Source organism: Shewanella sp. AS1, from assembly GCF_021412565.1.
GTDB lineage: Bacteria > Pseudomonadota > Gammaproteobacteria > Enterobacterales > Shewanellaceae > Shewanella.
Genome location: NZ_JAKCLJ010000001.1, coordinates 1 through 22241, shown reverse-complemented (window position 1 = coordinate 22241; position 22241 = coordinate 1). Strand labels below are relative to the sequence as shown.

24 protein-coding genes are annotated in these 22241 nt (G+C 48.5%); 5 read left to right on the top strand and 19 right to left on the bottom strand.

Translation table 11 applies throughout. The annotated features are described in order from the left end of the window. Positions 1 to 17: 17 nt before the first annotated feature. The 6 genes from LZP69_RS00120 to nudF form a co-directional block, all read right to left on the bottom strand. On the bottom strand, positions 18 to 1154 hold the full coding sequence (locus LZP69_RS00120; RefSeq protein WP_442800648.1) for a PQQ-dependent sugar dehydrogenase: 1137 nt from the start codon (positions 1152 to 1154) through the stop codon (positions 18 to 20). 40 nt (positions 1155 to 1194) lie between these two features. Continuing rightward, a complete protein-coding gene (gene parE, locus LZP69_RS00115; protein WP_234198027.1) occupies positions 1195 to 3081 on the bottom strand; it encodes a DNA topoisomerase IV subunit B in 1887 nt (628 codons plus the stop codon). A 48-nt stretch (positions 3082 to 3129) separates the two neighbouring features. Next, positions 3130 to 3708 (bottom strand): YqiA/YcfP family alpha/beta fold hydrolase, encoded by a 579-nt coding sequence (locus LZP69_RS00110; RefSeq protein WP_234198922.1) that lies wholly within the window; start codon positions 3706 to 3708, stop codon positions 3130 to 3132. Between the two features lie 209 nt (positions 3709 to 3917). Next, positions 3918 to 4757 carry a 3',5'-cyclic-AMP phosphodiesterase gene (gene cpdA, locus LZP69_RS00105; RefSeq protein ID WP_234198026.1) on the bottom strand — a complete coding sequence of 280 codons (840 nt, stop codon included), beginning with the start codon at positions 4755 to 4757 and terminating at the stop codon, positions 3918 to 3920. Between the two features lie 9 nt (positions 4758 to 4766). Next, on the bottom strand, positions 4767 to 5213 hold the full coding sequence (locus tag LZP69_RS00100; protein ID WP_442800647.1) for a DUF1249 domain-containing protein: 447 nt from the start codon (positions 5211 to 5213) through the stop codon (positions 4767 to 4769). 27 nt (positions 5214 to 5240) lie between these two features. After that, on the bottom strand, positions 5241 to 5843 hold the full coding sequence (gene nudF, locus LZP69_RS00095; protein WP_234198025.1) for an ADP-ribose diphosphatase: 603 nt from the start codon (positions 5841 to 5843) through the stop codon (positions 5241 to 5243). Positions 5844 to 6133: 290 nt separating this feature from the next. Here nudF and tolC point away from each other — a divergent pair, with 290 nt between their 5' ends. Next, positions 6134 to 7459 carry an outer membrane channel protein TolC gene (gene tolC / locus LZP69_RS00090; RefSeq protein WP_234198024.1) on the top strand — a complete coding sequence of 442 codons (1326 nt, stop codon included), beginning with the start codon at positions 6134 to 6136 and terminating at the stop codon, positions 7457 to 7459. Positions 7460 to 7524: 65 nt separating this feature from the next. Here tolC and LZP69_RS00085 read toward each other — a convergent pair whose 3' ends face one another. The 3 genes from LZP69_RS00085 to LZP69_RS00075 are packed head-to-tail and all read right to left on the bottom strand — an operon-like array spanning position 7525 to position 9723. Beyond that, positions 7525 to 8268: a TIGR04219 family outer membrane beta-barrel protein gene (locus tag LZP69_RS00085; protein ID WP_234198023.1), complete on the bottom strand. Its 744-nt coding sequence runs from the start codon at positions 8266 to 8268 to the stop codon at positions 7525 to 7527. Positions 8269 to 8271: 3 nt separating this feature from the next. Beyond that, on the bottom strand, positions 8272 to 9243 hold the full coding sequence (locus LZP69_RS00080) for a DUF2333 family protein (RefSeq protein WP_234198022.1): 972 nt from the start codon (positions 9241 to 9243) through the stop codon (positions 8272 to 8274). A 12-nt stretch (positions 9244 to 9255) separates the two neighbouring features. Further along, a complete protein-coding gene (locus LZP69_RS00075; RefSeq protein WP_234198021.1) occupies positions 9256 to 9723 on the bottom strand; it encodes a copper chaperone PCu(A)C in 468 nt (155 codons plus the stop codon). A 51-nt stretch (positions 9724 to 9774) separates the two neighbouring features. Here LZP69_RS00075 and LZP69_RS00070 point away from each other — a divergent pair, with 51 nt between their 5' ends. Next, positions 9775 to 10512 (top strand): enoyl-CoA hydratase-related protein, encoded by a 738-nt coding sequence (locus LZP69_RS00070; RefSeq protein ID WP_234198020.1) that lies wholly within the window; start codon positions 9775 to 9777, stop codon positions 10510 to 10512. A gap of 45 nt (positions 10513 to 10557) precedes the next feature. On the opposite strand, the gene LZP69_RS00065 is transcribed toward LZP69_RS00070, so the two are convergent. The 5 genes from LZP69_RS00065 to dnaB form a co-directional block, all read right to left on the bottom strand. Continuing rightward, entirely contained in the window at positions 10558 to 10764 is a 207-nt protein-coding gene (locus LZP69_RS00065) for a PspC domain-containing protein (protein WP_234198019.1), read from the bottom strand. Positions 10765 to 10967: 203 nt separating this feature from the next. After that, the gene (locus tag LZP69_RS00060; RefSeq protein ID WP_234198018.1) at positions 10968 to 11258 is read right to left on the bottom strand and encodes a hypothetical protein; all 291 of its coding nucleotides are present in this window, start codon (positions 11256 to 11258) and stop codon (positions 10968 to 10970) included. Positions 11259 to 11571: 313 nt separating this feature from the next. Beyond that, on the bottom strand, positions 11572 to 12597 hold the full coding sequence (gene dusA / locus LZP69_RS00055) for a tRNA dihydrouridine(20/20a) synthase DusA (RefSeq protein WP_234198017.1): 1026 nt from the start codon (positions 12595 to 12597) through the stop codon (positions 11572 to 11574). Positions 12598 to 12698: 101 nt separating this feature from the next. After that, the gene (gene alr / locus LZP69_RS00050) at positions 12699 to 13781 is read right to left on the bottom strand and encodes an alanine racemase (RefSeq protein WP_234198016.1); all 1083 of its coding nucleotides are present in this window, start codon (positions 13779 to 13781) and stop codon (positions 12699 to 12701) included. Positions 13782 to 13880: 99 nt separating this feature from the next. Then, positions 13881 to 15287, bottom strand: a complete 1407-nt coding sequence (gene dnaB, locus LZP69_RS00045) for a replicative DNA helicase (protein ID WP_234198015.1) — start codon at positions 15285 to 15287, stop codon at positions 13881 to 13883. Positions 15288 to 15408: 121 nt separating this feature from the next. Between dnaB and LZP69_RS00040 the strand changes: the two genes are divergently transcribed. Next, entirely contained in the window at positions 15409 to 17613 is a 2205-nt protein-coding gene (locus LZP69_RS00040) for a S46 family peptidase (protein WP_234198014.1), read from the top strand. Positions 17614 to 17795: 182 nt separating this feature from the next. Here LZP69_RS00040 and rplI read toward each other — a convergent pair whose 3' ends face one another. Genes rplI through rpsF form a run of 4 tightly spaced genes read right to left on the bottom strand, consistent with a single transcriptional unit; the run spans position 17796 to position 19242 of the window. Beyond that, positions 17796 to 18248, bottom strand: coding sequence for a 50S ribosomal protein L9 (rplI, locus tag LZP69_RS00035; protein ID WP_234198013.1), 453 nt, complete (start codon positions 18246 to 18248; stop codon positions 17796 to 17798). Positions 18249 to 18275: 27 nt separating this feature from the next. Then, positions 18276 to 18503, bottom strand: coding sequence for a 30S ribosomal protein S18 (rpsR, locus tag LZP69_RS00030; RefSeq protein ID WP_011867078.1), 228 nt, complete (start codon positions 18501 to 18503; stop codon positions 18276 to 18278). A gap of 11 nt (positions 18504 to 18514) precedes the next feature. Further along, on the bottom strand, positions 18515 to 18820 hold the full coding sequence (gene priB / locus LZP69_RS00025; protein WP_234198012.1) for a primosomal replication protein N: 306 nt from the start codon (positions 18818 to 18820) through the stop codon (positions 18515 to 18517). 8 nt (positions 18821 to 18828) lie between these two features. Further along, positions 18829 to 19242 carry a 30S ribosomal protein S6 gene (rpsF, locus tag LZP69_RS00020; protein WP_234198920.1) on the bottom strand — a complete coding sequence of 138 codons (414 nt, stop codon included), beginning with the start codon at positions 19240 to 19242 and terminating at the stop codon, positions 18829 to 18831. 253 nt (positions 19243 to 19495) lie between these two features. On the opposite strand from rpsF, the gene LZP69_RS00015 reads away from it, so the two are divergent. Continuing rightward, positions 19496 to 20239 (top strand): DUF481 domain-containing protein, encoded by a 744-nt coding sequence (locus LZP69_RS00015; RefSeq protein WP_234198011.1) that lies wholly within the window; start codon positions 19496 to 19498, stop codon positions 20237 to 20239. A 1020-nt stretch (positions 20240 to 21259) separates the two neighbouring features. Here the strand turns inward: LZP69_RS00015 and LZP69_RS00010 are convergent. Beyond that, complete coding sequence (locus LZP69_RS00010) at positions 21260 to 21562, bottom strand: hypothetical protein (RefSeq protein ID WP_234198010.1); 303 nt, start codon at positions 21560 to 21562, stop codon at positions 21260 to 21262. A gap of 441 nt (positions 21563 to 22003) precedes the next feature. On the opposite strand from LZP69_RS00010, the gene LZP69_RS00005 reads away from it, so the two are divergent. Further along, on the top strand, positions 22004 to 22241 hold a 238-nt coding region (locus tag LZP69_RS00005; protein WP_234198009.1), incomplete at its 3' end, for a transposase.

The following is a 22241-nucleotide window of genomic DNA, read 5'->3' as shown; positions in this document are numbered from 1 at the left end:
GGATCCTGTTGTTCACTCTATTCGTTTTCATCGGCATCATTTCCCCCTTTGTAATACAGGCGGTAAATATTGCCTTTTAAATCATCGGATATATAAATCGCGCCATCGGGCGCCATGGTAAGACCGTAGGGTCTAGCCACTGGAAACTCACCGTCGAGGAAACTGACCACAGTCTGACGCTTAGTCACCTGCTGCCCTTCGAGACTTAGCATGGTGACCTGATAGCCTATCTTACTGGAACGGTTCCAGGAGCCATTTTCGGCCACAAAAAGCTGGTCGTGGTAACGCTGCGGAAACTGATCTCCCCGGTAAAAAAGCAGCCCCATGGGCGCCACATGGGCGGGCAACTCAAACACAGGCGGCGTGACCTTAAGCCCTTTGGGTTTCTCATAGGCGGGCTCTAACACGCTGGTCGCATGGACATAAGGAAAGCCATAATGGGCGCCTTGTCGATCGATGCGGTTAATCTCATCTGGCGGCAATCTGTCACCCATCCAGTCACGCCCCTGATCGGCAAACCACAATTTGTTATCCACAGGTGACCAGTCAAAGCCTGTTACTGTGCGCATACCTGTGGCTATCTGTTCGCTACTGCCCGTCTGCGTGTCTATGGCAATGATGCTGCCAAAAGGTGCCTGTGGCTCACACACATTACAAGGAGATCCGATAGCCACATAGAGTCTACCATCTGGGCCGAAGTGCATGGCTCGGCTGCTCTTGTTGACTTGCTCTGGCAGATGCTCATAAACCTCTTTAGGCCGACCCGGACGGCGCAGACGATTTTCGATATCCAGATAACGAATAATACGTTCATTTTCTGCGACATAGAGATCGCCCTTGTAAAAGGCGATCGCTTCGGGGTAGTCCAGACCTTTGTCTATCATGTAGCGTTTGTCTACCCGACCATCATTGTTGCTGTCAACCAGCGCCTGAATGGTGCCTGACTTATAGGAACCGACAAAAAGTGTGCCTTCGTCACCTATCGCCATCTGCTTTGCATCGCCCAAATCCGAAGCATACAAAGACAAACCGAATCCCTTAGTCACAGTGATCATTATGGGTTCGTTATCTGCGCGAGTTCCTGACGATGTAAACAAGGCCAGCAGAGGAATTAGCGCACAATAAACTTTAAAACTCATCGTATTATTATTCATATTATCTTGAGTCAAACCTAATCTCAGTAAATGAAGTCTGTTATATTTGGGCCAGATCACCCTTAGTTTCCAGCCAGGTTTTCCGATCTCCCGACCGTTTCTTGGCCAATAGCATATCCATCAGTGCCATAGTATCATCGGCATCGTCTATGGTTAACTGCACCAAACGACGGGTGTTAGGGTCCATGGTCGTCTCGCGCAGCTGCAGTGGGTTCATCTCACCCAAACCTTTAAAGCGGGTTACCTGCACCTTACCTTTCTTATTCTCGGCTGTGATGCGATCTAAAATCCCCTGTTTCTCCGCTTCTTCCAGGGCATAGTAGACCTCTTTACCCACATCGATACGAAACAGCGGCGGCATAGCCACATAGATATGTCCCTTCTCGACCAGTACCTTGTAGTGCTTCATAAACAGGGCACATAGCAAAGTGGCAATATGCAGTCCATCCGAGTCAGCATCGGCCAAAATACAGATCTTACCGTAGCGCAGCTCAGAAATATCATCGCTGTCGGGATCGCAGCCTATGGCCACCGAAATATCATGCACTTCCTGGGATGCCAGCACCTGAGAAGCATCCACTTCCCAGGTATTTAAGATCTTCCCCCTAAGCGGCATGATCGCCTGAAACTCACGATCTCTTGCCTGCTTGGCACTGCCACCCGCCGAGTCACCTTCCACTAAGAAGAGCTCACCGCGCATAGGATCCTGGCCGCTGCAGTCGGTCAGTTTGCCAGGCAGGGCCGGGCCGGAAGTCACCTTCTTACGGGCCACTTTCTTGGCTGATTTCAACCGCTTCTGGGCATTGCTGATACACATCTCGGCTAGGGCTTCGGCCTGCTCTGTATGGGTATTGAGCCAGAGACTGAAGGCATCACGCACCACGCCCGACACAAAAGCGGCGCTCTGACGACTAGAGAGTTTCTCCTTGGTCTGGCCGGCAAACTGAGGATCCTGCATCTTAATTGAGAGGATAAAACTGCTGCGATCCCAGATATCTTCTGGGGTTAGCTTAACGCCGCGGGGGATGAGATTTCGAAATTCACAAAACTCACGCATCGACTCCAGCAGCCCCTGACGGAAACCGTTAACATGGGTGCCACCGAGAGGCGTTGGAATTAAATTGACATAGCTTTCATTAAGATAGTTACCGCCCTCGGGTAACCAGGTGATCGCCCAATCCACAGCTTCGGTATTTCCCGCCATGCTGCCGATAAAGGGTTCCTTAGGCAGCATCTCGGCGCCATCGACCGAGGCTTGTAGATAGTCAGTCAGCCCACTTTCGTAAAACCATTCCTGGGTTTCATCGGTTTGTTTATTAACAAATTTAATCCGCAGACCGGGGCAGAGTACTGCCTTTGCTCGCAGTAAATAAACCAGTTTAGGGATGGAGAAGTTGGGCGAATCGAAATAGCTGGCCGTGGGCCAGAAATGCACTCGGGTGCCTGTGTTGCGCCGTCCGCAGGTGCCGGTAACTATCAGGTCTGAAACCTTATCGCCATGTTCAAATGCTATCTCATGCACCTGGCCATCGCGCCTGACACTGATCTCGACCCGGCTCGACAGGGCGTTGACCACAGAGATCCCCACCCCATGTAGACCACCTGAAAACTGGTAGTTTTCATTGGAGAATTTACCACCGGCGTGCAGCTTAGTTAAAATCAACTCAACACCGGATATCCCCTCTTCCGGGTGAATATCCACGGGCATGCCACGACCATCGTCGATCACTTCCAGGGAGTTATCTTTATGTAGGATGACATCTATCTTAGTCGCGTGGCCCGCGAGCGCTTCATCCACACTGTTATCGATCACCTCCTGGCCCAAGTGATTAGGGCGCGTGGTGTCGGTATACATGCCGGGCCGACGTTTTACAGGGTCGAGTCCATTGAGGACTTCAATTGCATCAGAGGTGTATTGATTTGTCATAGCGCATTTTTTATATCGTTATTCAGGCCATGTTGCGGCCCTACATGTCTAGTTGTCAAGCAACAGAAACTGGCTGATCCTATCTAACTCTTGCTCATACCCCACAAAGCTATGGTCGCCACCAGCGTGGATCTGCATCTGGCAACAATGGTACTTATTTACCGCCTGCTTATAATCCAGTACTTCATCCCCAGACTGTAACAAGACTAGGAATCGGTCGGGATGCAGAATGACCTCAGTGTTATAACAGGCCACCTCCCGCTTATGCTCAGGCAGTACTTGATAGGTTTCATCCGTATAGGGATTATATTGTTCCCCTAAAAACTCATCAAACAGCTCAAAGGGTCTTACCGCTGGATTCACCAGCGCAGCCCGTCCACCGTAACGTTCAGCCAAATAACTGGAAAAATAGCCACCCAGAGAGGAACCTATATAGTTCAAGGTTTCTCCTTTAGCTTGAGCCTGCTCAACTATCTCGATGAGCATATTCATGGCCGCTTTCGGCGTCGAAGGTAACTGAGGTTGTATGAAGTTGAGATGGGGAAATCGATGCGCGATATATTCGGCCGTGATCACCCCTTTATCTGACTGAGGGGAGCTATTAAAACCATGGATATAGAGCAGCATATTTCCTCGTTCACCCTTGTTTTCCCTAAACACAGACACAACCATCTGAACCATGCGGGCAGCTTGCACACCAAAAAAACGGGATACAGTAGCTTATCTGACCTGATGCTAACATCGGCGACACAATTCGCCAAATAAAGCTTTCACAGCATTTACATTAAATCACATTTCGGCCAAGCGCTGACAAGTAACAGGGGTAAAGAGTGGAGTTAATAACCTTTGGAGTCATGATCCGGCGCAAACTTATTACCGGGTACACGATAGACATTGGTTAAGATGCTGCCGTCGGGTTTCAATTCGAGCAAGCGGTAGCCAGGCTGCTGAGCATCCAAGGCGAAATAGGCAGATTTAGGCTTAAACTGAATGCAGGTCGAGGGGGTCGCCATCAGCGCTATCTGGCCATACTCAGTCTGCTGGGTTTTATCCAGCCTCTGATGCACATGTCCCCACAGCATGCCTTTAACCTGTGGGTATTTACTCATACGTGCAATAAAATCCGCACCATTATCCATACAGTGCTGATCCAGCCACTGACATTCGACCAGAATCGGATTGTGATGCATCACCAATAACAGATGCCTGTCCGGCTCGGCGACAATCGCGGCCTCGATTAACTCAAACTCTTTCTCACTGAGATGACCGCCGGGTTTTCCCCTCACGGTTGAATCGAGCATGATGATTTGCCAGTTACCCGCCAGAATTCGGCGATCGCCATAGACCCGAGGCCCCTGCATATGCAGATGCATGATACGAGGATCGTCATGATTTCCCGGCAGGTAATGACAAGGCAGTTGCAAAGGTGTGATGGCCTTAACGAAGTTGTGATAAGACTCGTTAGAATAATCCTGGCTGATATCGCCTGTGGCCAGCATAAAATGAGCAGGATAGTTAACGGCCTGGAGGGTATTTAATACTGCCTCCAGACTATGGGCGGTATTAACGCCTAAAAGTTGGGCTTCGGGATCGGCAAACAAGTGAGGATCTGTCAGCTGCACTAGCCTAACGCTCTCATTGTCTCCAATTGAATAAGAGATAGCCTCTTTTAGCACATTAAATCCCTAGTATTCTGACTGACAAACGACTCGAGTATGGTTGTCAATCTTAAGTAACTCTTCAAGAAAAGCATTCACCTGATACTTTTCATCTCTATGATACATACGTATATTAGGGTAATCATAAACTGCTTTAAGACGGTAAATCTGTCGACTGGTTAACACTTCTGCTAATTTAGCGTCATGGTAAACTCGAACTACAACTTTAGGGGTATCAACGAATTGCGATCTATTTACTGCTCTGGAGATCTCAATTAATTGTGTATATTGAGTGTTTTCAAGCAAAATCACATCTAAACAGCCAAAATCACCTTTTATCTGCCAACTCTGCCCCTGCTCGCATCCTAGGGGTAACCAGCGCAAGATATTGACATAATTTCGTGAACAGAGAGCCAAAAACTGACTCACATTCACTCGGTATTGGTCATTTTTTCTATTAAGGGTCGCTGTCACTATCTATGCTCTTAAGTTACTCACCATCTAGACTCTTAACCTGGGGTAGTTGAGTTGTAACCACTGCAAGCCAATCACAGTGGACGCATTATTTATCACGCCATCACATACCGCCTGATAAGCTTCCTCTCTGGGCACCACATGCACCTTGATATCTTCATGCTCATCAATTAAACCATAAATACCACCGGCATCAGATGCATCCACCTGCGCCCAGAAAAACTCAAATCGCTCGCTGGTCCCTCCGGGACTGGAGAAATAACGACTGATATGCTCGATTTTCCGAGCAGTCAGCCCCGCCTCCTCTTTAAGCTCACGCTCGGCAACCTGCTGTGCTGTTTCATTCTCTTCTATCATACCTGCCACTAGCTCCAGCAACCAAGGATGCTGGTCGGCGCCAAACACGGGAATACGGATCTGCTCGATTAACACGACTTGGTCGGTGACAGGATCGTAAGGCAAGACCACCACGGCATGGCCACGCTCAAACACCTCTCGGGTGATCTCCTCGCTCCAGCCCCCGGCAAACAGGCGATGCTTAAAGCGATACTCATCCAAGCAGAAGAAGCCTTTATATAAGGTGCGTTGGCTGAGCATCTCAACATCCGCACGGGTGAATTTTTGCTTCATAGCTTAATTTCTCGCAGCCCTATTGGCCGATAGTGATTAAAGAATAGAAACGATCAAATATAGCATGCTAGTGGCTAAAAATTGCAGACATAAAATCAAAAACTGTTACACTTCGGAGTTGACTTAAAATTGGTTAATTTCTTAATATCTTAACTCTACAAGTTTAGATGTATCGGGAAGCGTCGGGAAGCGCAAACCGCTTTACGGAAAAATAACAGTAAAGCATCACTAATGTTATTAAGTAAATTGCTCCACGCATGGGGGAATTTATGTCTAAAAAAGGACAGGTAATGAAATTTAAGATCAGCACGCTCTGTGCAGCCTTGACTCTTGCGGCCGCCAGTTCAGTCGTTCACGCCGACGATCTACTTCAGATATACCAACAAGCGCTCACCAATGATCCCGTTGCCCTGCAAGCGCAATCTCAACGCGATAGACTTTATGAGCAGATTGAAGAAAATCGCGCCCCACTCCTACCGACTATCAGTGCCAGTGTTGGTTATGGCAAAAGCTGGTCGAATGTCGATCAGGATACCTATAACCAAGGCTTAAATGCTGGCGTATCACTTAATCAAGTGGTGTACGATCACAGTGCTTGGGTCGGCTTAGACTTAGCCGAACTGGCCGCTTCTCAAGCCGATGCCACTTACGCCTCGTCACTGCAAGCATTGATCATCCGCGTGACCAATGCCTATTTCGATGTGTTATCTGCTAAAGATAATTACGAATTTAAAGGCGCCGAAAAGCGCGCCATCGAACGCCAATTGGAACAGACTAAACAGCGTTTTGCCGTGGGACTAACCGCCATCACAGATGTGCATGAAGCACAGGCTCAATACGACCTGGCACGCGCCTCTGAGATTCTGGCTGAAAATGAGCTGACCAACAGCTACGAAGCACTGCGCGAGATCACGGGGCTTGAGCACAGTTCGCTCAACGTACTGGATACTGAGCGTTTCTCGGCGGCAACACCGGCGCCAGCCCAGCCAACCGAGTGGATCAAGATGGCAGAGACCAACAGTGTGGATCTGTTGACCACTCGCATTGGTAAAGATATTGCCCAGAAAACCATCTCGCTCTATAAAGCGGGACATATGCCTTCGCTGAATCTCAATGCAGGTTACACCACCAACTTGCAGCAACAAGATGAAACTGGCAGCCTGGATGATTTCGATAACGCCAATGTTGGCCTGACCCTCAGCATTCCTATCTTCGAAGGCTTTAAGGTCAGTTCAAAAGTCAATCAGGCGCAATACCAATATGTTGAAGCCAGCGAGAAGATGGAGCAGACCTACCGCAAAGTGGTTAAGGATGTACGCAACAACTTCAACAACGTCGGCGCATCTATCAGTTCGATTCGTGCTTACGAGCAATCGGTAATCTCATCTGAGAGTGCACTGAAGGCTACTCAGGCTGGTTTTGAAGTGGGTACTCGTACTATCGTTGACGTACTTAACCGTACAAGAGATCTCTACGACTCTAAGCGTCAGCTGTCTAATGCCCGTTATGGCTACATCAACTCTATCCTGGCGCTGAAACAAGCGGCCGGCACCCTGAACGAAGATGATGTTATCGCCATCAACAATGGCCTTAAAACACCGGAAGTCACTCAGTAACCTATTTTATTGATTAAACAATAAAAAACCGCCTTAATGGCGGTTTTTTATTACTAAGTTAACCCTTAAAATACCACTTCAGCACCAAGGAAGACGCCCTTGAATTCATTATTAGCTGTAATGCCATCGAAGTTGTTCACATCGAAGTTAAAGTCACGGTAGCCCAGACGTACCCGAGTATCTAAGGCCAGACCATCAAACTGCCAGCCTAAGCCCAATGAATAGTCGTAAACACTGCTCTCATCTAAGCCTAGCATCACGTCGGCAAAACCAAACAAGCCAGTCAGAGGCAGGCCGACTTCGGCGTTGGCATAAGCCATAGTCACACCACTACTAAGATCTTTGGTTTCAGGATGACCTGCATCGGCAACGCGATATGAACCATGGAACAACTTGTAAGATGCACCGATATCCAGTGACACTACATCATTGTCTAAGATCTCGTAATACAACACAAAATCGGTATTGCTCAGATCTACCGACGAGCTTATATCCCCAGCGCTGAAGGTGTTGCCATTGAAGTCCCAACCACCTGTCAGGGTAGCATCGCCATCGGCCTCAATACGGTTTTCACGGATCTTAAGATTAGGCACGAAAGGGATAGGATGCTCAACCGCAACCCATATACTGCCTTGCCAGGATGAATCATAATCAAAATCTTGCTGGCTCTGTCCCTTTTCCGCAAAAGTACCACTGGTATCGGCATTCCAGTAATCGCCACCCAGTTTGAATCCGACTAAGGTCGCTGCCTGAGCGGACGTCGCTGCCAGAGAACCTAGCATTGCACATACAAGTAGTGTTTTTTTCATAAGTTAACCTTGAGTCAATAAGTTAGTAAGATCTATCACCGCAGCATTCGCGCGAGAAATATAATTTGCCATCACCAGAGAGTGATTGGCCACAATACCAAATCCAGATCCATTTAAGATCATAGGGCTCCAGACCGCTTGTTGAGTCTCTTCCAGTTCACGGATGATCTGTTGCAGGCTCACTTCAGCATTCTTCTTTTTCAGCACATCGGCAAAATCGACTTCGATTGCCTTCATAAAATTCAACAAGGCCCAGGTGGCACCACGGGTTTCGTAGAAGACATCATCAATTTGCCACCAGCCGGTTTTGATCTCTGTGCTTCTCAGACCAGGGGTTGACTGACTGGCTTCGGTTTCACCGGCCAGATCGGTATTTAATCGCTCCTGCCCCACACTCGCCGACAGACGTTGCGACATACTGCCCAAGCGTTTCTGCACCTCTTTAAGCCACTCATTGAGGTTATCGGCACGGGCATAAAACTGCGCATCTGGATTATTGCTGTCGGCGATTTTTGCTCGATACACTTTGAGCAGCTTAATCGCATCACGGTATTCACTCTCGGCGCTGGGCACCAGCCAGCTGGTGTGCTCGATATTAAGCTTTGAATGTGCCGCCAGCAGATCTTTGTCTGCGGTGGACTGTGACTGGGAACGGCTGAACTCTTTACGCATGATCAAGGCGAGATCCCGCGCCTGCTCAATTGCACCAAATTCGAATGCCGGCATATTATCCATAAGCAGAGAGGGCGGCATGATGTCGTTGGATAGCCAGCCGCCGTTTTTATCCAGCAGAGTTTCTATCGTTAGAATCAATGAGCTGGTGGTTGCATAACCCACCACTTGTTTGCCAGCACTGCTCTCCAGCTGCTGCGGCTTAAGCTGATCCGGCTCGACGCTCCACCAGACACTGACAAGATAGCCGATAAATAGCACGATAAGGGCGACAAGGGCGCCCCGCTTCCAGGTTATCTGCATATATCTACTCCATTAATGCTGATGATGTTCCATCTTCTCATCTTGGTTTGCCATGGTTTGCGCGCTCACTGGCAGACTGATCACTTGTTGACTGCCATCATCAAACTTTAAGGTTAAATCCACTTTAGCGCCAATCTCAAGCGGCTTATTTAAGCCAAGCAGCATCACATGCTCCCCAGCCGGCATCAGTTGTAAATTGCCATGTTCGGCGATGGCAAAACTCTCTTGCTGGCGCATTTTGACCACACCGTCTTCCTCAATCACAGTATGCAGCTGCGCCTCACGGGCAACTGAGGTGTTCACGCCAATAAGTTTTAGTGCAGCGCCATGGTTCATCAAGGTAAAGTAGGCAGCTGTGTTGGGGACACTTGGCGGCATGGCTCTGACATAGCCATCCACTAACATCACATTTGCCAAGGCAGTGAATGAGGTGCATGATAGCAATACGAAATTAAACACATGTTTGAATATTTGTTTCAATGTCTTAAACTCCCTTTATTCTCACCGGCCATTGGTAAGGACAGCTAACCTATGAGTAGTATTCAAATTCGAGATCACCAAGGCGTACGCATCATCACCCTTAATCGACCAGAAAAACGCAACGCACTTAACCTCGAGATGTATTCACACCTGACAGAATACCTTATCCAGGGTGAGAGGGACAACGGAATTCATGCCTTTGTGATTAAAGGACAAACTGATTGTTTTACTTCTGGAAATGATGTTTCTGACTTTTTAAAAAATAGTAATTTAGGTCCGCAACATCCTGCATTTCAGTTTCTTTTTACCTTACTCGATCTTAACAAACCCATAGTCGCAGCGGTCAGCGGACCCGCCATAGGCATAGGCACAACCTTACTTTTCCATTGCGATCTAATTTATGCCGCGCCCGATGCTCAGTTCCAGCTGCCCTTTGTGAATCTGGCTTTAGTGCCTGAAGCTGGCTCCAGTATGTTGCTCAGCCGTTTAGTCGGCCCCCACAAGGCCGCCGAACTCTTACTGTTAGGAGAGGTGTTCTCAAGCGATGAGGCCTATAAGATGCGCATGGTCAATCGCATTATTGAAGTTGAGAAGCTGGAAACCTATGCGCTCAATCAAGCCATTAAATTGGCGAAACAAGCACCGCAAGCCTTGCAGGCCAGTCGCCGCCTGATGCGACACGATAAAGAAGCGTTGCGGGCCCAGATGCAGGCTGAATTAAAAGAGTTTGCCGTCCGTTTGCAAAGTGATGAAGCCAAAGCCAAATTCCATGCTTTCTTGAGTCGCTAAACTGATTTCAATCCTGGCAGCAAGCTGATGTTAATCGGCTTGCTGCTAATATTGGGCGTTCCATTTAGGCAACAGCAGTGCCAGCACAAAATAAACCAGCAGGCTCATCGCCGGGTTCATTATGATAGCAAGCGCCCACACGATGCGAGTCCAGAAGCATGACCAGTCAAACTTGTCGGCCATGGTCGCGGCGACACCACAGACAATCCGCGGGCGACGCTTTAATCTTGCACTCATCTGCTCAAATTTCATGACTCTCTCCTATCAAAATAATCATCTAATCTACTGCTACAAGGGTAAAGTCCGGGTTAGCATTCTGCACTCCCGAGTCTAATAAGGCGGTACAATTCACAGTACCTTATCCAGTCTCAGGGAGCTGACCAGTAGCGCAAACAGCGCGAAGCTCAGTACCGGGAGTAATAATATTGCAGCCAATTCAATTAGATAAACTGCCATTACTCTTTTACCAGTGCGCTGTTAACCACTTGCTTGTCTACCGAAGTGTCCTCTTCGGCTGCGATCATGCTGGCTTCCATATTGCTGTCAAACAGCGACTCAGACAATTGGGCTTGCAGTGACAGGCTCAGCTCCTGCTGCGCAGTTTTCAACATCTCCTGCATCTGCGCTGCTAAATGACGCTCAAGGGTGGCACTGATATTCGAAGGAATAAATTCGTCGGCATTCGCTCCTGCACTACTACCTAACAACAAAGCGGCTACCATAGATACCTTAACTAGCTTGTTCATGAGGTTGTCCTTTAAATTTCCGATTCAAGACAATTAAGGTAAATACAAAGGACGTGCCAACTTATAAATAAAATTATAAGTAATTGATTAATATTAGATAATATTTTAACTCAGTAAAAAAATGAGAAATTAGCGACTAGAGAATAGAGCAGAGATAGCTGATTTCACCACCCACTGGTGAATTTCACTACTTTGAGGTAAATGTACAAAAAAATATCACAAAAAAAGCCCTCAATCTAAGATGAAGGCTTATTCTGTTTAGGCTTAGTCAGTTATAAACACTTTATAAATCAACAGCGTGATTCAAAAACATTTACTCTGATGACATGTACACTGGTGTCATGCTGGCTCTTGCCTGACGAACCACCTCTATACCAGCTCCAGGTCGATGGGCATTTTCACTGATATAACGCCGCCAGGCTCTTGAACCCACCTCACCCTGATATAAACCTGTGATATGGCGGGTAATATGATTAAGTCTGCCGCCCTGCTCAAGGTGTTTCTCTATATAAGGAAGCATTTTCTCTAAAACAGCATCCCGGCTCAGTAGCGGAGCCGAACTGCCACACAACTGCTGATCGACGCTGGCCAAAATATAGGGATTCTGATAAGCCTCACGCCCCACCATCACACCATCGAGCTGCTTAAGGTGAGTCACACACTCATCCAGAGACTTGACTCCGCCATTGATAGAGATACTAAGATTGGGATAGTCGCGCTTTAACTGATACACACGCTCGTAATCCAGATCTGGGATCTCACGGTTCTCTTTCGGGCTCAACCCCTGCAGCCAGGCCTTACGGGCATGGACGATAAAGGTATCGCAGCCTGCCGCGCTGACGGTATCGATAAACTGAGTTAAAAACTGATAACTGTCCTGATCGTCGATCCCGATACGGGTCTTAACGGTAACAGGAATGTCCACCACGCTCTTCATGGCATCGACACATTCAGCCACCAGCTGTGGCTCAGCCATCAAACAGGCACCGAAGCGACCGTTTTGCACCCTATCTGAGGGGCAACCCACATTGAGATTCACTTCATCATAACCGCGCTCAGCGGCGAGCTTAGCGCAGGTCGCCAAGTCTGCCGGATTCGAACCGCCCAGTTGCAGCGCCAGCGGATGCTCCTCCTGGTTATAGGCCAGATAATCGCCCTTACCGTGGATAATCGCGCCCGTGGTCACCATCTCGGTATAGAGCAGCGCCTCGCGTGACATAAGCCGGGCGAAGAAACGATAGTGTCTGTCCGTCCAGTCGAGCATGGGCGCGATGGAGAAAGTGCGGTTAAGTGACGGGCTCGGATTCAATTGAGCGGCGCCAGTTTCAGTAACATTCATTAATTTAACTACTTGTCTAGCGGGCGAGATTCAAAATGGCATACAGGCATTTTAGGCAATTTCGCCCCGAGTGGGAATCAAAGGCTGAGATAACGACAAAATCAGGCAGACTCAAAACAGACGGCAACCCTTGGGGTAAGCTTAGTGACTAACTCATAGGCTATGGTGCCTATATGTTCGGCCACCTCTTCGACGGGCAGCTCTTGGCCCCACAAGATCACATCGTCGCCTACGGCATCTGTGGCATCCACGCCCAGATCCACGGTTAACATATCCATAGACACCCGGCCAACCACGGGCACCAGACGGCCGTTGATCCATACCGGCGTGCCTTCCGGCGCATTACGGGGATAACCATCACCATAGCCGATGGCCACGACCCCAAGCTGAGTATCCTGCTTGGCATACCAGTAACTGCCGTAGCCCACAGGGTCCCCCGCCTTATGGGGGCGCACCGCTATCAGCTGCGACATCAGTTGCATGGCCGGCATCAGGCCATGATTGCGGCCAAGATCCCCCGCCACGGGCGATACACCATAGAGGGCGATACCGGGACGGATCCAATCGGCCTGAGTCTCCTGCCAATAGAGTGCCCCTGCCGAGTTGGCCAAGGTGCGCTCGCCAGGCAGGTTAGCCGTCAGTCGGTTAAAGCGCGCCGTCTGCTCGGCAGTGGCCGGATTATCCGGCTCATCGGCACAGGCGAAATGGGTCATTAGATTAATAGGCTTAGCCACATTGGGACACGCCTGCAAGCGAGCATAGGTAGCGGCAAACTGCTCTAGGCTAAAACCTAGCCTGTGCATGCCGGAATCGACTTTCATCCACACGGTCACAGGCTGGCTCAGCTTAGCCGATTCGAGCATCTCAATCTGAAACTCATGATGTACCACAGTATCTATATCGTGCTCGACCAAGGTATTGAGATCGTTCTGGCGAAAGAAGCCTTCTAGCAGCAGCAATTTGGTTTTGACGCCACCGGCTCGTAGTTCGAGCGCCTCTTCCAAACGCGCCAGACCAAAACCATCGGCTGTGGTTAAACACTTGGCCACATTCAGTAAGCCATGGCCATAACCGTTGGCTTTGACCACAGCCATCACCTTGCTCTTGGGTGCAAGCTCGCGCAGGCGCGCTAAATTGGATTGCAGCGCATGACCGCTGATTTCGGCTCTGGGAAAGGGTTTCAAACAATAACCTTAATTTTTAAAAACGGAACGGCCAAACAGGCGCCATCAACTAGAAAGCGTAGAAGGAAAAATGGACTCTAGCATGAATCCCTTTAACTCCTACTCCTCTTCAAACTGGGCGCCAGCATAGTTATCGAAGCGGGAATATTGCCCCTGGAACACTAAACGCACCCGGCCAATAGGGCCGTTACGCTGCTTACCGATAATGATCTCGGCGGTGCCTTTGTATTCGGAATCGTCGTGATACACCTCATCACGATAGATAAACATGATTAAGTCCGCATCCTGCTCGATAGAGCCAGATTCACGCAGGTCTGAGTTTACCGGACGCTTGTCGGCACGTTGCTCCAGCGAGCGGTTAAGCTGTGACAGGGCGATCACCGGGATCTCCAGCTCTTTGGCTAAGGCCTTCAATGAGCGGGAGATCTCGGCGATCTCTAAGGTACGGTTGTCCGCCAGCGCCGGCACCTGCATCAGCTGCAGGTAATCGATCATGATCATCGACAGGCCGCCGTGTTCACGGGCGATACGCCGAGCGCGGCTGCGTACCTCGGTCGGTGTCAGGCCCGAGCCATCGTCGATATACATCTTACCCTGCTCGAGCATGATCCCCATGGTCGAACTGACCCGCGCCCAATCATCATCATCCAGCTGACCAGTACGGATTTTGGTCTGGTCCACCCGGCCAAGGGAGGCCAGCATACGCATCATGATCTGCTCTGAAGGCATCTCCAAACTGAAGATGAGCACAGGCTTATCTTCATTGAGCGCCGCCTGTTCACACAGGTTCATGGCGAAGGTGGTCTTACCCATAGAGGGACGCGCCGCGACAATAATCAGGTCGCCGGACTGGAAACCGGCCGTCATCTTATCGAGATCGCTAAAGCCACTGGACACACCTGTCACGCCGTTGTGGGGGTTGTTATACAGCTGCTCGATCTTATCGACGGTTTTTTCCAGGATCGTTTTTATGCCTTCAGGGCCTTCGTTAGCATTGGCGCGCTGCTCGGCAATTTTAAACACTTTGCTCTCGGCCAGGTCGAGCAGCTCACCCGAGTTACGCCCTTCGGGGTTAAAACCCGCATCGGCGATTTCGTTGGCGACCTTGATCATCTCGCGCACCACAGCGCGTTCGCGCACAATCGCGGCATAGGAGAGAATGTTACCGGCGCTAGGGGTGTTTTTGGCAATCTCGCCTAAATAGGCAAAACCGCCAGCATCTTCAAGACAGTCTTCCAGCTCAAGTTGCTCAGAGACTGTGACTAAGTCGATAGGTTGACCGGCTGCCACTAGGGCTTCCATGGCGGTAAAGATCATCTTATGGGAACGGGAGTAAAAGTCCTCCTTCACCACGGCCTCGGCAACTCTGTCCCAGGCATTGGAGTCCAGCATCAGGCCGCCGAGCACAGACTGCTCAGCCTCGATAGAATGAGGCGGCATTTTCAATGAATCGAGCTGTGTATCTCTCGGCTTATTCTTGGTCTGAAAACCACCTTTCTGTGCCATTAAATCTCCAAATTTCCATCAATTGGGCAAAATATGATATAAACCCCGTCGCAAGCAGAGCTCAAACAGGGTTCCCGAGATTGGGAGCCCATAAATAATCAATAATAATTAAGGAAGAAACATGCGCAAAGCATTGGTCGCAGCCTTAATGCTGTCATCGGGCGTTGCCGTTGCCGATGAAGGGCAATGGCAACCATATCAGATGCCGTCGATCGCCGACAAGCTCAGCGAACGCGGTATTCAAATTCCTGCAAAACAACTTGCCGATCTAACCCAATACCCTATGAATGCCGTTGTCGGCCTGGGCTATTGTACCGCCAGTTTCGTATCGCCCCAAGGGTTAGTTGTCACGAATCATCACTGTGCTTACCGAGCGATCCAATATAACAGCAAGCAAGAACATAACTATATTGCCGATGGTTTCCTCGCTAAGCAACTCAGTGATGAGCCCTCTGCCGGTCCTAACGAGCGCCTCTATATTACCGAAGCCGTGACCGATGTCAGCAATAAAGTGAGAAGCGGCCTGAGCGATGATCCCCTGGCTCGTTATGAAGCCATTCAGGCGAACCGCAAGGCGCTGATCAAAGAGTGTGAAAGCGATGATAACTATCGCTGCTCTGTGCGCAGTTTCCACAACGGCCTCGAATATTACCTGATTAAACAGCTGATCATCCGTGATGTACGTCTAGTCTATGCACCACCCAAAAGCGTTGGCGCCTTCGGTGGTGATATCGACAACTACGAATACCCGCGTCATTCAGGCGATTTCACCTTCCTGCGTGCTTACGTTGGTAAAGATGGTAAGCCTGCGGCCTATTCTGCCGATAACGTTCCTTTTAAGCCTAAGAGCTACCTGAAGATTAATGCCGATGGCGTGAAAGCCGGTGACGGTGTCTTTGTTGCCGGTTATCCCGGTTCTACTAGCCGTTATCGTTTGACCAGCGAGCTTAAGTTTGCCAGCGACTGGCTCTATCCGACTCAGGCGAAACGCTATCAACTGCGTATCGACACCATAGAAGCCATGGGTAAGAATGATGAAGATACCGCCATTAAATATGCTGGCACCTTGGCTTCCATGGCCAACCGGATGAAAAAGCTCAATGGCCTGCTCGATGGCTTTAAGGCCACAGATATTGTCGGTATCAAGCAGAGCCGTGAAAATGATTTCAACAACTGGTTAGCCAAAGACAGCCAATATCAGGGGTATCAGCAGCAATTTGAGCAACTCGAAGCCTTGCTACTTGAGCAGCAAGAAGACCTGCAAAGCAGTTATTACTTCGACAATGCCCAATCCAGCACCCTGCTATCGACGGCCAATCAGCTCTATCGACTCGCCAAAGAGAAGACCAAGCCAGATAGCGAGCGTGAAGAAGGCTATCAAGAGCGCGACATGAAGATGTTTATGGCGCGCCTTAAGCGTATCGATTCCAGCTTTAACGTTGCCGTGGATAAAACCCTCTGGATGCAAGATCTCGAGGCTTATCAGGCTCAAGATCAACGAGTAGCCCTGTTCGATCAACAGTTACAAAGCGGCGACGAAAAAGTGTCTCTGAGGGACAAAATAGAGGGTTTCTACTCGCTCACAGGCCTGACAGACCAAGCCAAGCGGATTGCCTGGATGGATGCCGATGTCACTGCATTTGAAACCAGTAAGGATCCTTTTATCCGTCTGGCAGTTGCTCTGTATGACACCAACATGGCGAACGAGAAAGCACAGAAAATCTTAGCGGGTAAGTTATCCAAGGCGCGTCCCGATTATATGCAGGCGATCATCGCTTACTATAAGGCTAACGATTGGCCAGTGTACCCGGATGCCAACGGCACGCTGCGGATCAGCTACGGTATGGTCGATGGCTATCAGTCTGCCGATGCCCTTTATAAGCAGCCTTTTACCCGCTTAGAGGGCATAGTGGCCAAGCATACTGGCATAGAACCTTTTAATGCGCCGCAAAAAGTGCTCGATGCCATCGAGGCTAAGCGTTATGGCACTCATGTTGTCGAATCTGTTTATCGCGATCCCGCCTCCTGGCTATGTCGTCTGTTCTCTTGCTTGGACAAACCTGAGCAGTTTGGCTCGGTGCCGGTGAACTTCCTCTCTAGCGTCGATACCACAGGCGGTAACTCAGGTTCACCTGTGTTCAACGGTAAAGGCGAACTAGTGGGTCTTAACTTCGATTCGACTTACGAAGCTATCACTAAAGATTGGTTCTTCAACCCTACCATCACCCGCGCCGTGCATGTGGATATCCGCTACATCCTCTGGATGATGGATGAAGTTGATCATGCGGATAACTTAATAAAAGAGCTGGAGCTAGTGACCAACTAACTCACCACTTTTAATTAGCTTAACGGCAGCACAATTGATTGCGCTGCCGTTTTTTTATTCCCTATTAACTCTACACTCGCATCTCGCATCTCGCATCTCGCATCTCGATGATTTCAGCCATAAAAAAACACCGCCCTAATTGCTTAGTGCGGTGTTTTCTTTAAAGCTTTTAAGCTAAGAAATTAAGCTTCTGCAACAACAGATAGCTTAACAACCGCTTTAACTTCAGTGTGAACTTGAACATCGATTTCGTACTCACCAGCAACGCGGATAGCGCCTAGTGGTAAACGAACTTCGCTCTTCGCCAGTTCAACACCTGCTGCAGTTACTGCATCAGCAATGTCACGGTTACCAATTGAACCGAACAGCTTGCCTTCGTCGCCTGCTTTAGAAGCGATAACAACAGTACCCAGTGCGCTTAACTTTTCAGCGCGCTCGTTAGCAGCGGCTAAATCAGCAGCTAACTTAGCTTCTAATTCGGCGCGACGTGCTTCGAATACTTCGATGTTAGCAGCGTTAGCAACAACAGCTTTGCCTTGTGGTAAAAGGAAGTTACGTGCGTAACCCGCTTTTACAGAAACTTGGTCACCCAAGTTGCCAAGGTTTGCGATCTTATCTAGTAAAATAACGTTCATTATATATTCCTCTAAATTAGTGCGGTATTACTGATGTAAGTCAGTGTACGGCAGTAGAGAAAGATAACGAGCACGCTTGATGGCGCGAGCTAGTTGACGTTGATATTTAGCGTTTGTACCAGTGATACGGCTAGGAACAATTTTACCACTTTCAGTGATGTAGTTCTTTAGAGTAGCGATATCTTTGTAATCGATCTCTGTAACGCCTTCTGCAGTGAAACGGCAGAACTTGCGACGACGGAAATAACGTGCCATGTGACAGTCTCCTAAGTTTTCAATTCGACATTTTCAGCGTGTAGTACCAGGCGGTTTTGGCCATTTCGACCCTGTTGCAGTGCAATAAAACCTTGTACCTGAATATCCACACCGGTTTTCAGTTTGTCTGTAATGCTTTCAAAGCGATCACCACTCAGTACCACTTGTATCTGACAGTATACGTTTCTCAGCATTTCTGCTTCATATACCTGAGATTTATGTTCCAGCATTAACACACAATGTGCGATTCCTGCTGGGCTGGTAAAGCTTCTAGAACGGGTTATGGTTCCAGACAACACCAAGTGATTGGTGGTCACAGAAAAACTTACTCTGCTGTGTTTTCAGTAGCTTCTTCTGCTTCAGCTTCAACGTCGGCAGCTTGACGCTCACCTTCGTTAGAACGACGTGAATCACGCTCGTCTTTTGCTTTAGCCATTGGAGAAGCTTCAGTGATGGCACCTTTAGTGCGCATAACCATGCTACGAAGAACAGCGTCGTTGAAACGGAAAGCTGTTTCTAGCTCTTCAACCGATTCTGCAGTGGCTTCTACGTTCATCAGAACATAGTGAGCTTTATGCAATTCAATGATTGGGTAAGCCAGTTGACGACGGCCCCAGTCTTCTAAACGGTGGATTTGACCGCCAGCTTGGGTAAGGATACCCGTGTAACGTTCGATCATACCTGGCACTTGTTCACTCTGATCAGGGTGAACTAAAAATACGATTTCATAATGACGCATTTTTTGCTCCTTACGGTTATCTAGCCTCGTTGTTGGCTCAGTCAGACCAAATGGAGGCAAGGAACTAATTAAAGTGACTGAATTAAGCCGCGGAATATTACACGGGAAGCGGCCAAAATTCAAGCCATATCTTTTGTGAACGGCATGACCCATTCGGCTTTGCCCAATGGGATGTGAAACGGTATGATAAGCCGCTGTTAAAAGTGTCATTCACTCAGTTCTTTCAAGAAGAAAAACTCAAGAATAAGAATAAATGTTAAGACGTATCCTTTTAATCCTCACATCCGCTTTAAGCTTGAATGCCTGGGCCCTGGTGCCGCCCGACTACCAGGAACCCCCCAGCGATTTCTCCGCCGAAATTGAAACAGGTCTACAGATCAATACAGGTAACACTGAGTCCAGTAGCTTCAACGGCCGCACCAAGCTGGTATACGATACCAAGATCTTTAGGCAGGAAGGGGTATTTAAAGGTTATTACGCCGCCGATTCAGAAAAAACCACCTCGGAAAAGTATGATGCACAGCTGCAATCCAGCTACAAAGTCTACAGTGGCTATATCTTCGGCCGGGGCGAATACACCAAAGACAGATTCGGTAGCTATACAGAAATCATCACGGTATCAACAGGTTATGGTTTCGACGCCATCAGCAACGACAGAACCAAACTCAGTTTAGAAGTCGGTCCGGGTTATCGTTACAACCTGCCCCATGCCAGTGATACCGAGCCCTTTCCAGAAGCCGATCGCGAAGTCATCTTACGTACTGCGGCAAGATTTGAGCAGAAGATCCACGAGTACACCAGCTTCAACGCCGACCTCACCTCAGAGATAGGCCAGGTAACCAACACCTTTACCTTAGACATGGGATACAAGAACACCCTGTTCCAGGACTGGGCGTTTAAAATTGGCGTCAACGTTAAATACACAGATGTAGTACCCGAAGGCAGCAAGAATACCGATACCGTCTCGACCTTTAACCTGCTCTATACCTTTCAGTAAACTTGGGCTTCGAGCTTCGGACTTCGGACTTCGAGAATCTAGATTCTAGATTCTAGATTCTCGCAAGCTCTTAATACCCAAACGCCACTGTGTATGAATTACCTGCCGCAGGCCTTTCGCGCAGGTACTGCTGAGGCACGGTGAGTGAAGCGCAGCTTCTAGCTTACGAACGAGAGGCAAGGATGCCGAACTGGCTTTTAAACAGGGATGTTGTTCAAGTACTTCCCTGGCCGCTCTACGGTTTCATCTGACCTACATGGATGTAGGGAATGCCAAAAAATATCGGGAATATTTTTGGCCCTGAAATCCAAGGCCTCAGCCGCACCTACGCTCAGTTCCCCTCACTCCGATTAAGCCTTACAAGTATGACTCCGATAATCAACACAGAATCATTTATGGACAAAAGCAGTTTTGAACTTTAACTTGATGGTGAGCTCATTACCTGTGGTGAGCTTACGTGTAGTTACTTCTGAGGCACGCTGTAAACCCATCCCTGGGCACTCCACGATTTCATCCCTGAAATCGAAGGCCTCAGCCGCACCTACACCCAGCTATCCATCACACCGATTAAGCCTTACGAGTATGACTCCGATAATCAGAAGCAAAATAATTTATGGACAAAAGCAGTTCTGAACTTTAATTTGATGGTGAGCTCATTACCTCTAGTGAGCTTACGTGTAGTTACTTCTGAGGCACGCTGTAAACCCATTCCTGGGCGCTCCACGATTTCATCCCTGAAATCGAAGGCCTCAGCCGCAACTACACTCAGCTATCCATCACTCCGATTAAGCCTTACGAGTATGACTCTGATAATCATAAGCAAAATAATTTTGGACATAAACGTGTTAGAACTTTAGCTCTATATATGTGAGTTTCAGATTACTATTTCTATGGGCTAACACTCCACTCAGCAGGAGCAAGTTGGCTGGCTACAATCTGCTAGGAACGACGAGCAAGAGCCAGGCTGGTTTAAATCTGCCTGCAGTGCCTCGTTATGTTGTCTTAACAAATAGGAGTTTTCTAGCCAGAAAGGATCATTCCGACAAACCATGCAGCAACAATGATCCCAAAAGTAACCTGTAAACCTTCTAAAACCGCATCAACTAGCCTTATATTGACCCTCCTGCCTTTACTAAAAGGATCATATAGGCACATTGCTGTGCTTAAAATTAGAACAATGACAAAAGCGTATATTGTGTATTTATTAATAAGTGCGATACCGATTACCAACAGAATCAGATGCCTAGCATGATAAAATACTGAAGCGAGCACAGCTAAGCCAAGTAGAGCTGCAATAGCGGTAACTACATCAAATAGCTCCATAGCTGATTTCTGTACTCATATTTCATGTGACAACTTTGCACATTCCAGATGGAAAAGAATAACGCCGCAATTACGGGCGGGAACGGAGTTACTTAAAGTGTGCTATTAGAGCACATTTTAAGTAACGCAGTGGACGTCCGGTAGATTGCTTTGTAATGTTAACAATCTATATTTTAATGCAAGACTCGCCAATCTTTTGAAAAACAAGCTTTGTCACAGAATCCTTTCCATGCAAACGCTCTAGTTCATGAAGGCGTCCGGATACAAAGCCCGACTCTACACCAAAAAAATACATTTTCATGTCATTCCCAGAGCTTTTTTGACTAGATTCCATGATCGCCATAAAGCCTTCATTCATAATCTTGATTGTAGTGGCATAGTGAATTTGGCCACCTGAATAGACGAAGTGATAGACTCACTTCCAGAAAAAAGGTGGTAGAAATGAAGAACACAAGACCGACATTCAGTGCAGAGTTCAAATTAGAAGCTGCGCAGCTGGTAACGAAACAGGGATACAGCATAGCTGAGGCTGCAAGCGCGATGGGCGTCAGTAATTCAGCCATGCGTAAATGGGTAAACCAGCTTCGACAGGAGCAGCAAGGCGTATCCCCCAAAGGCGCACCGCTCACCCCCGAACAACAGCGGATCCGCGAGCTGGAGAAGAAAATCCGCCGCATTG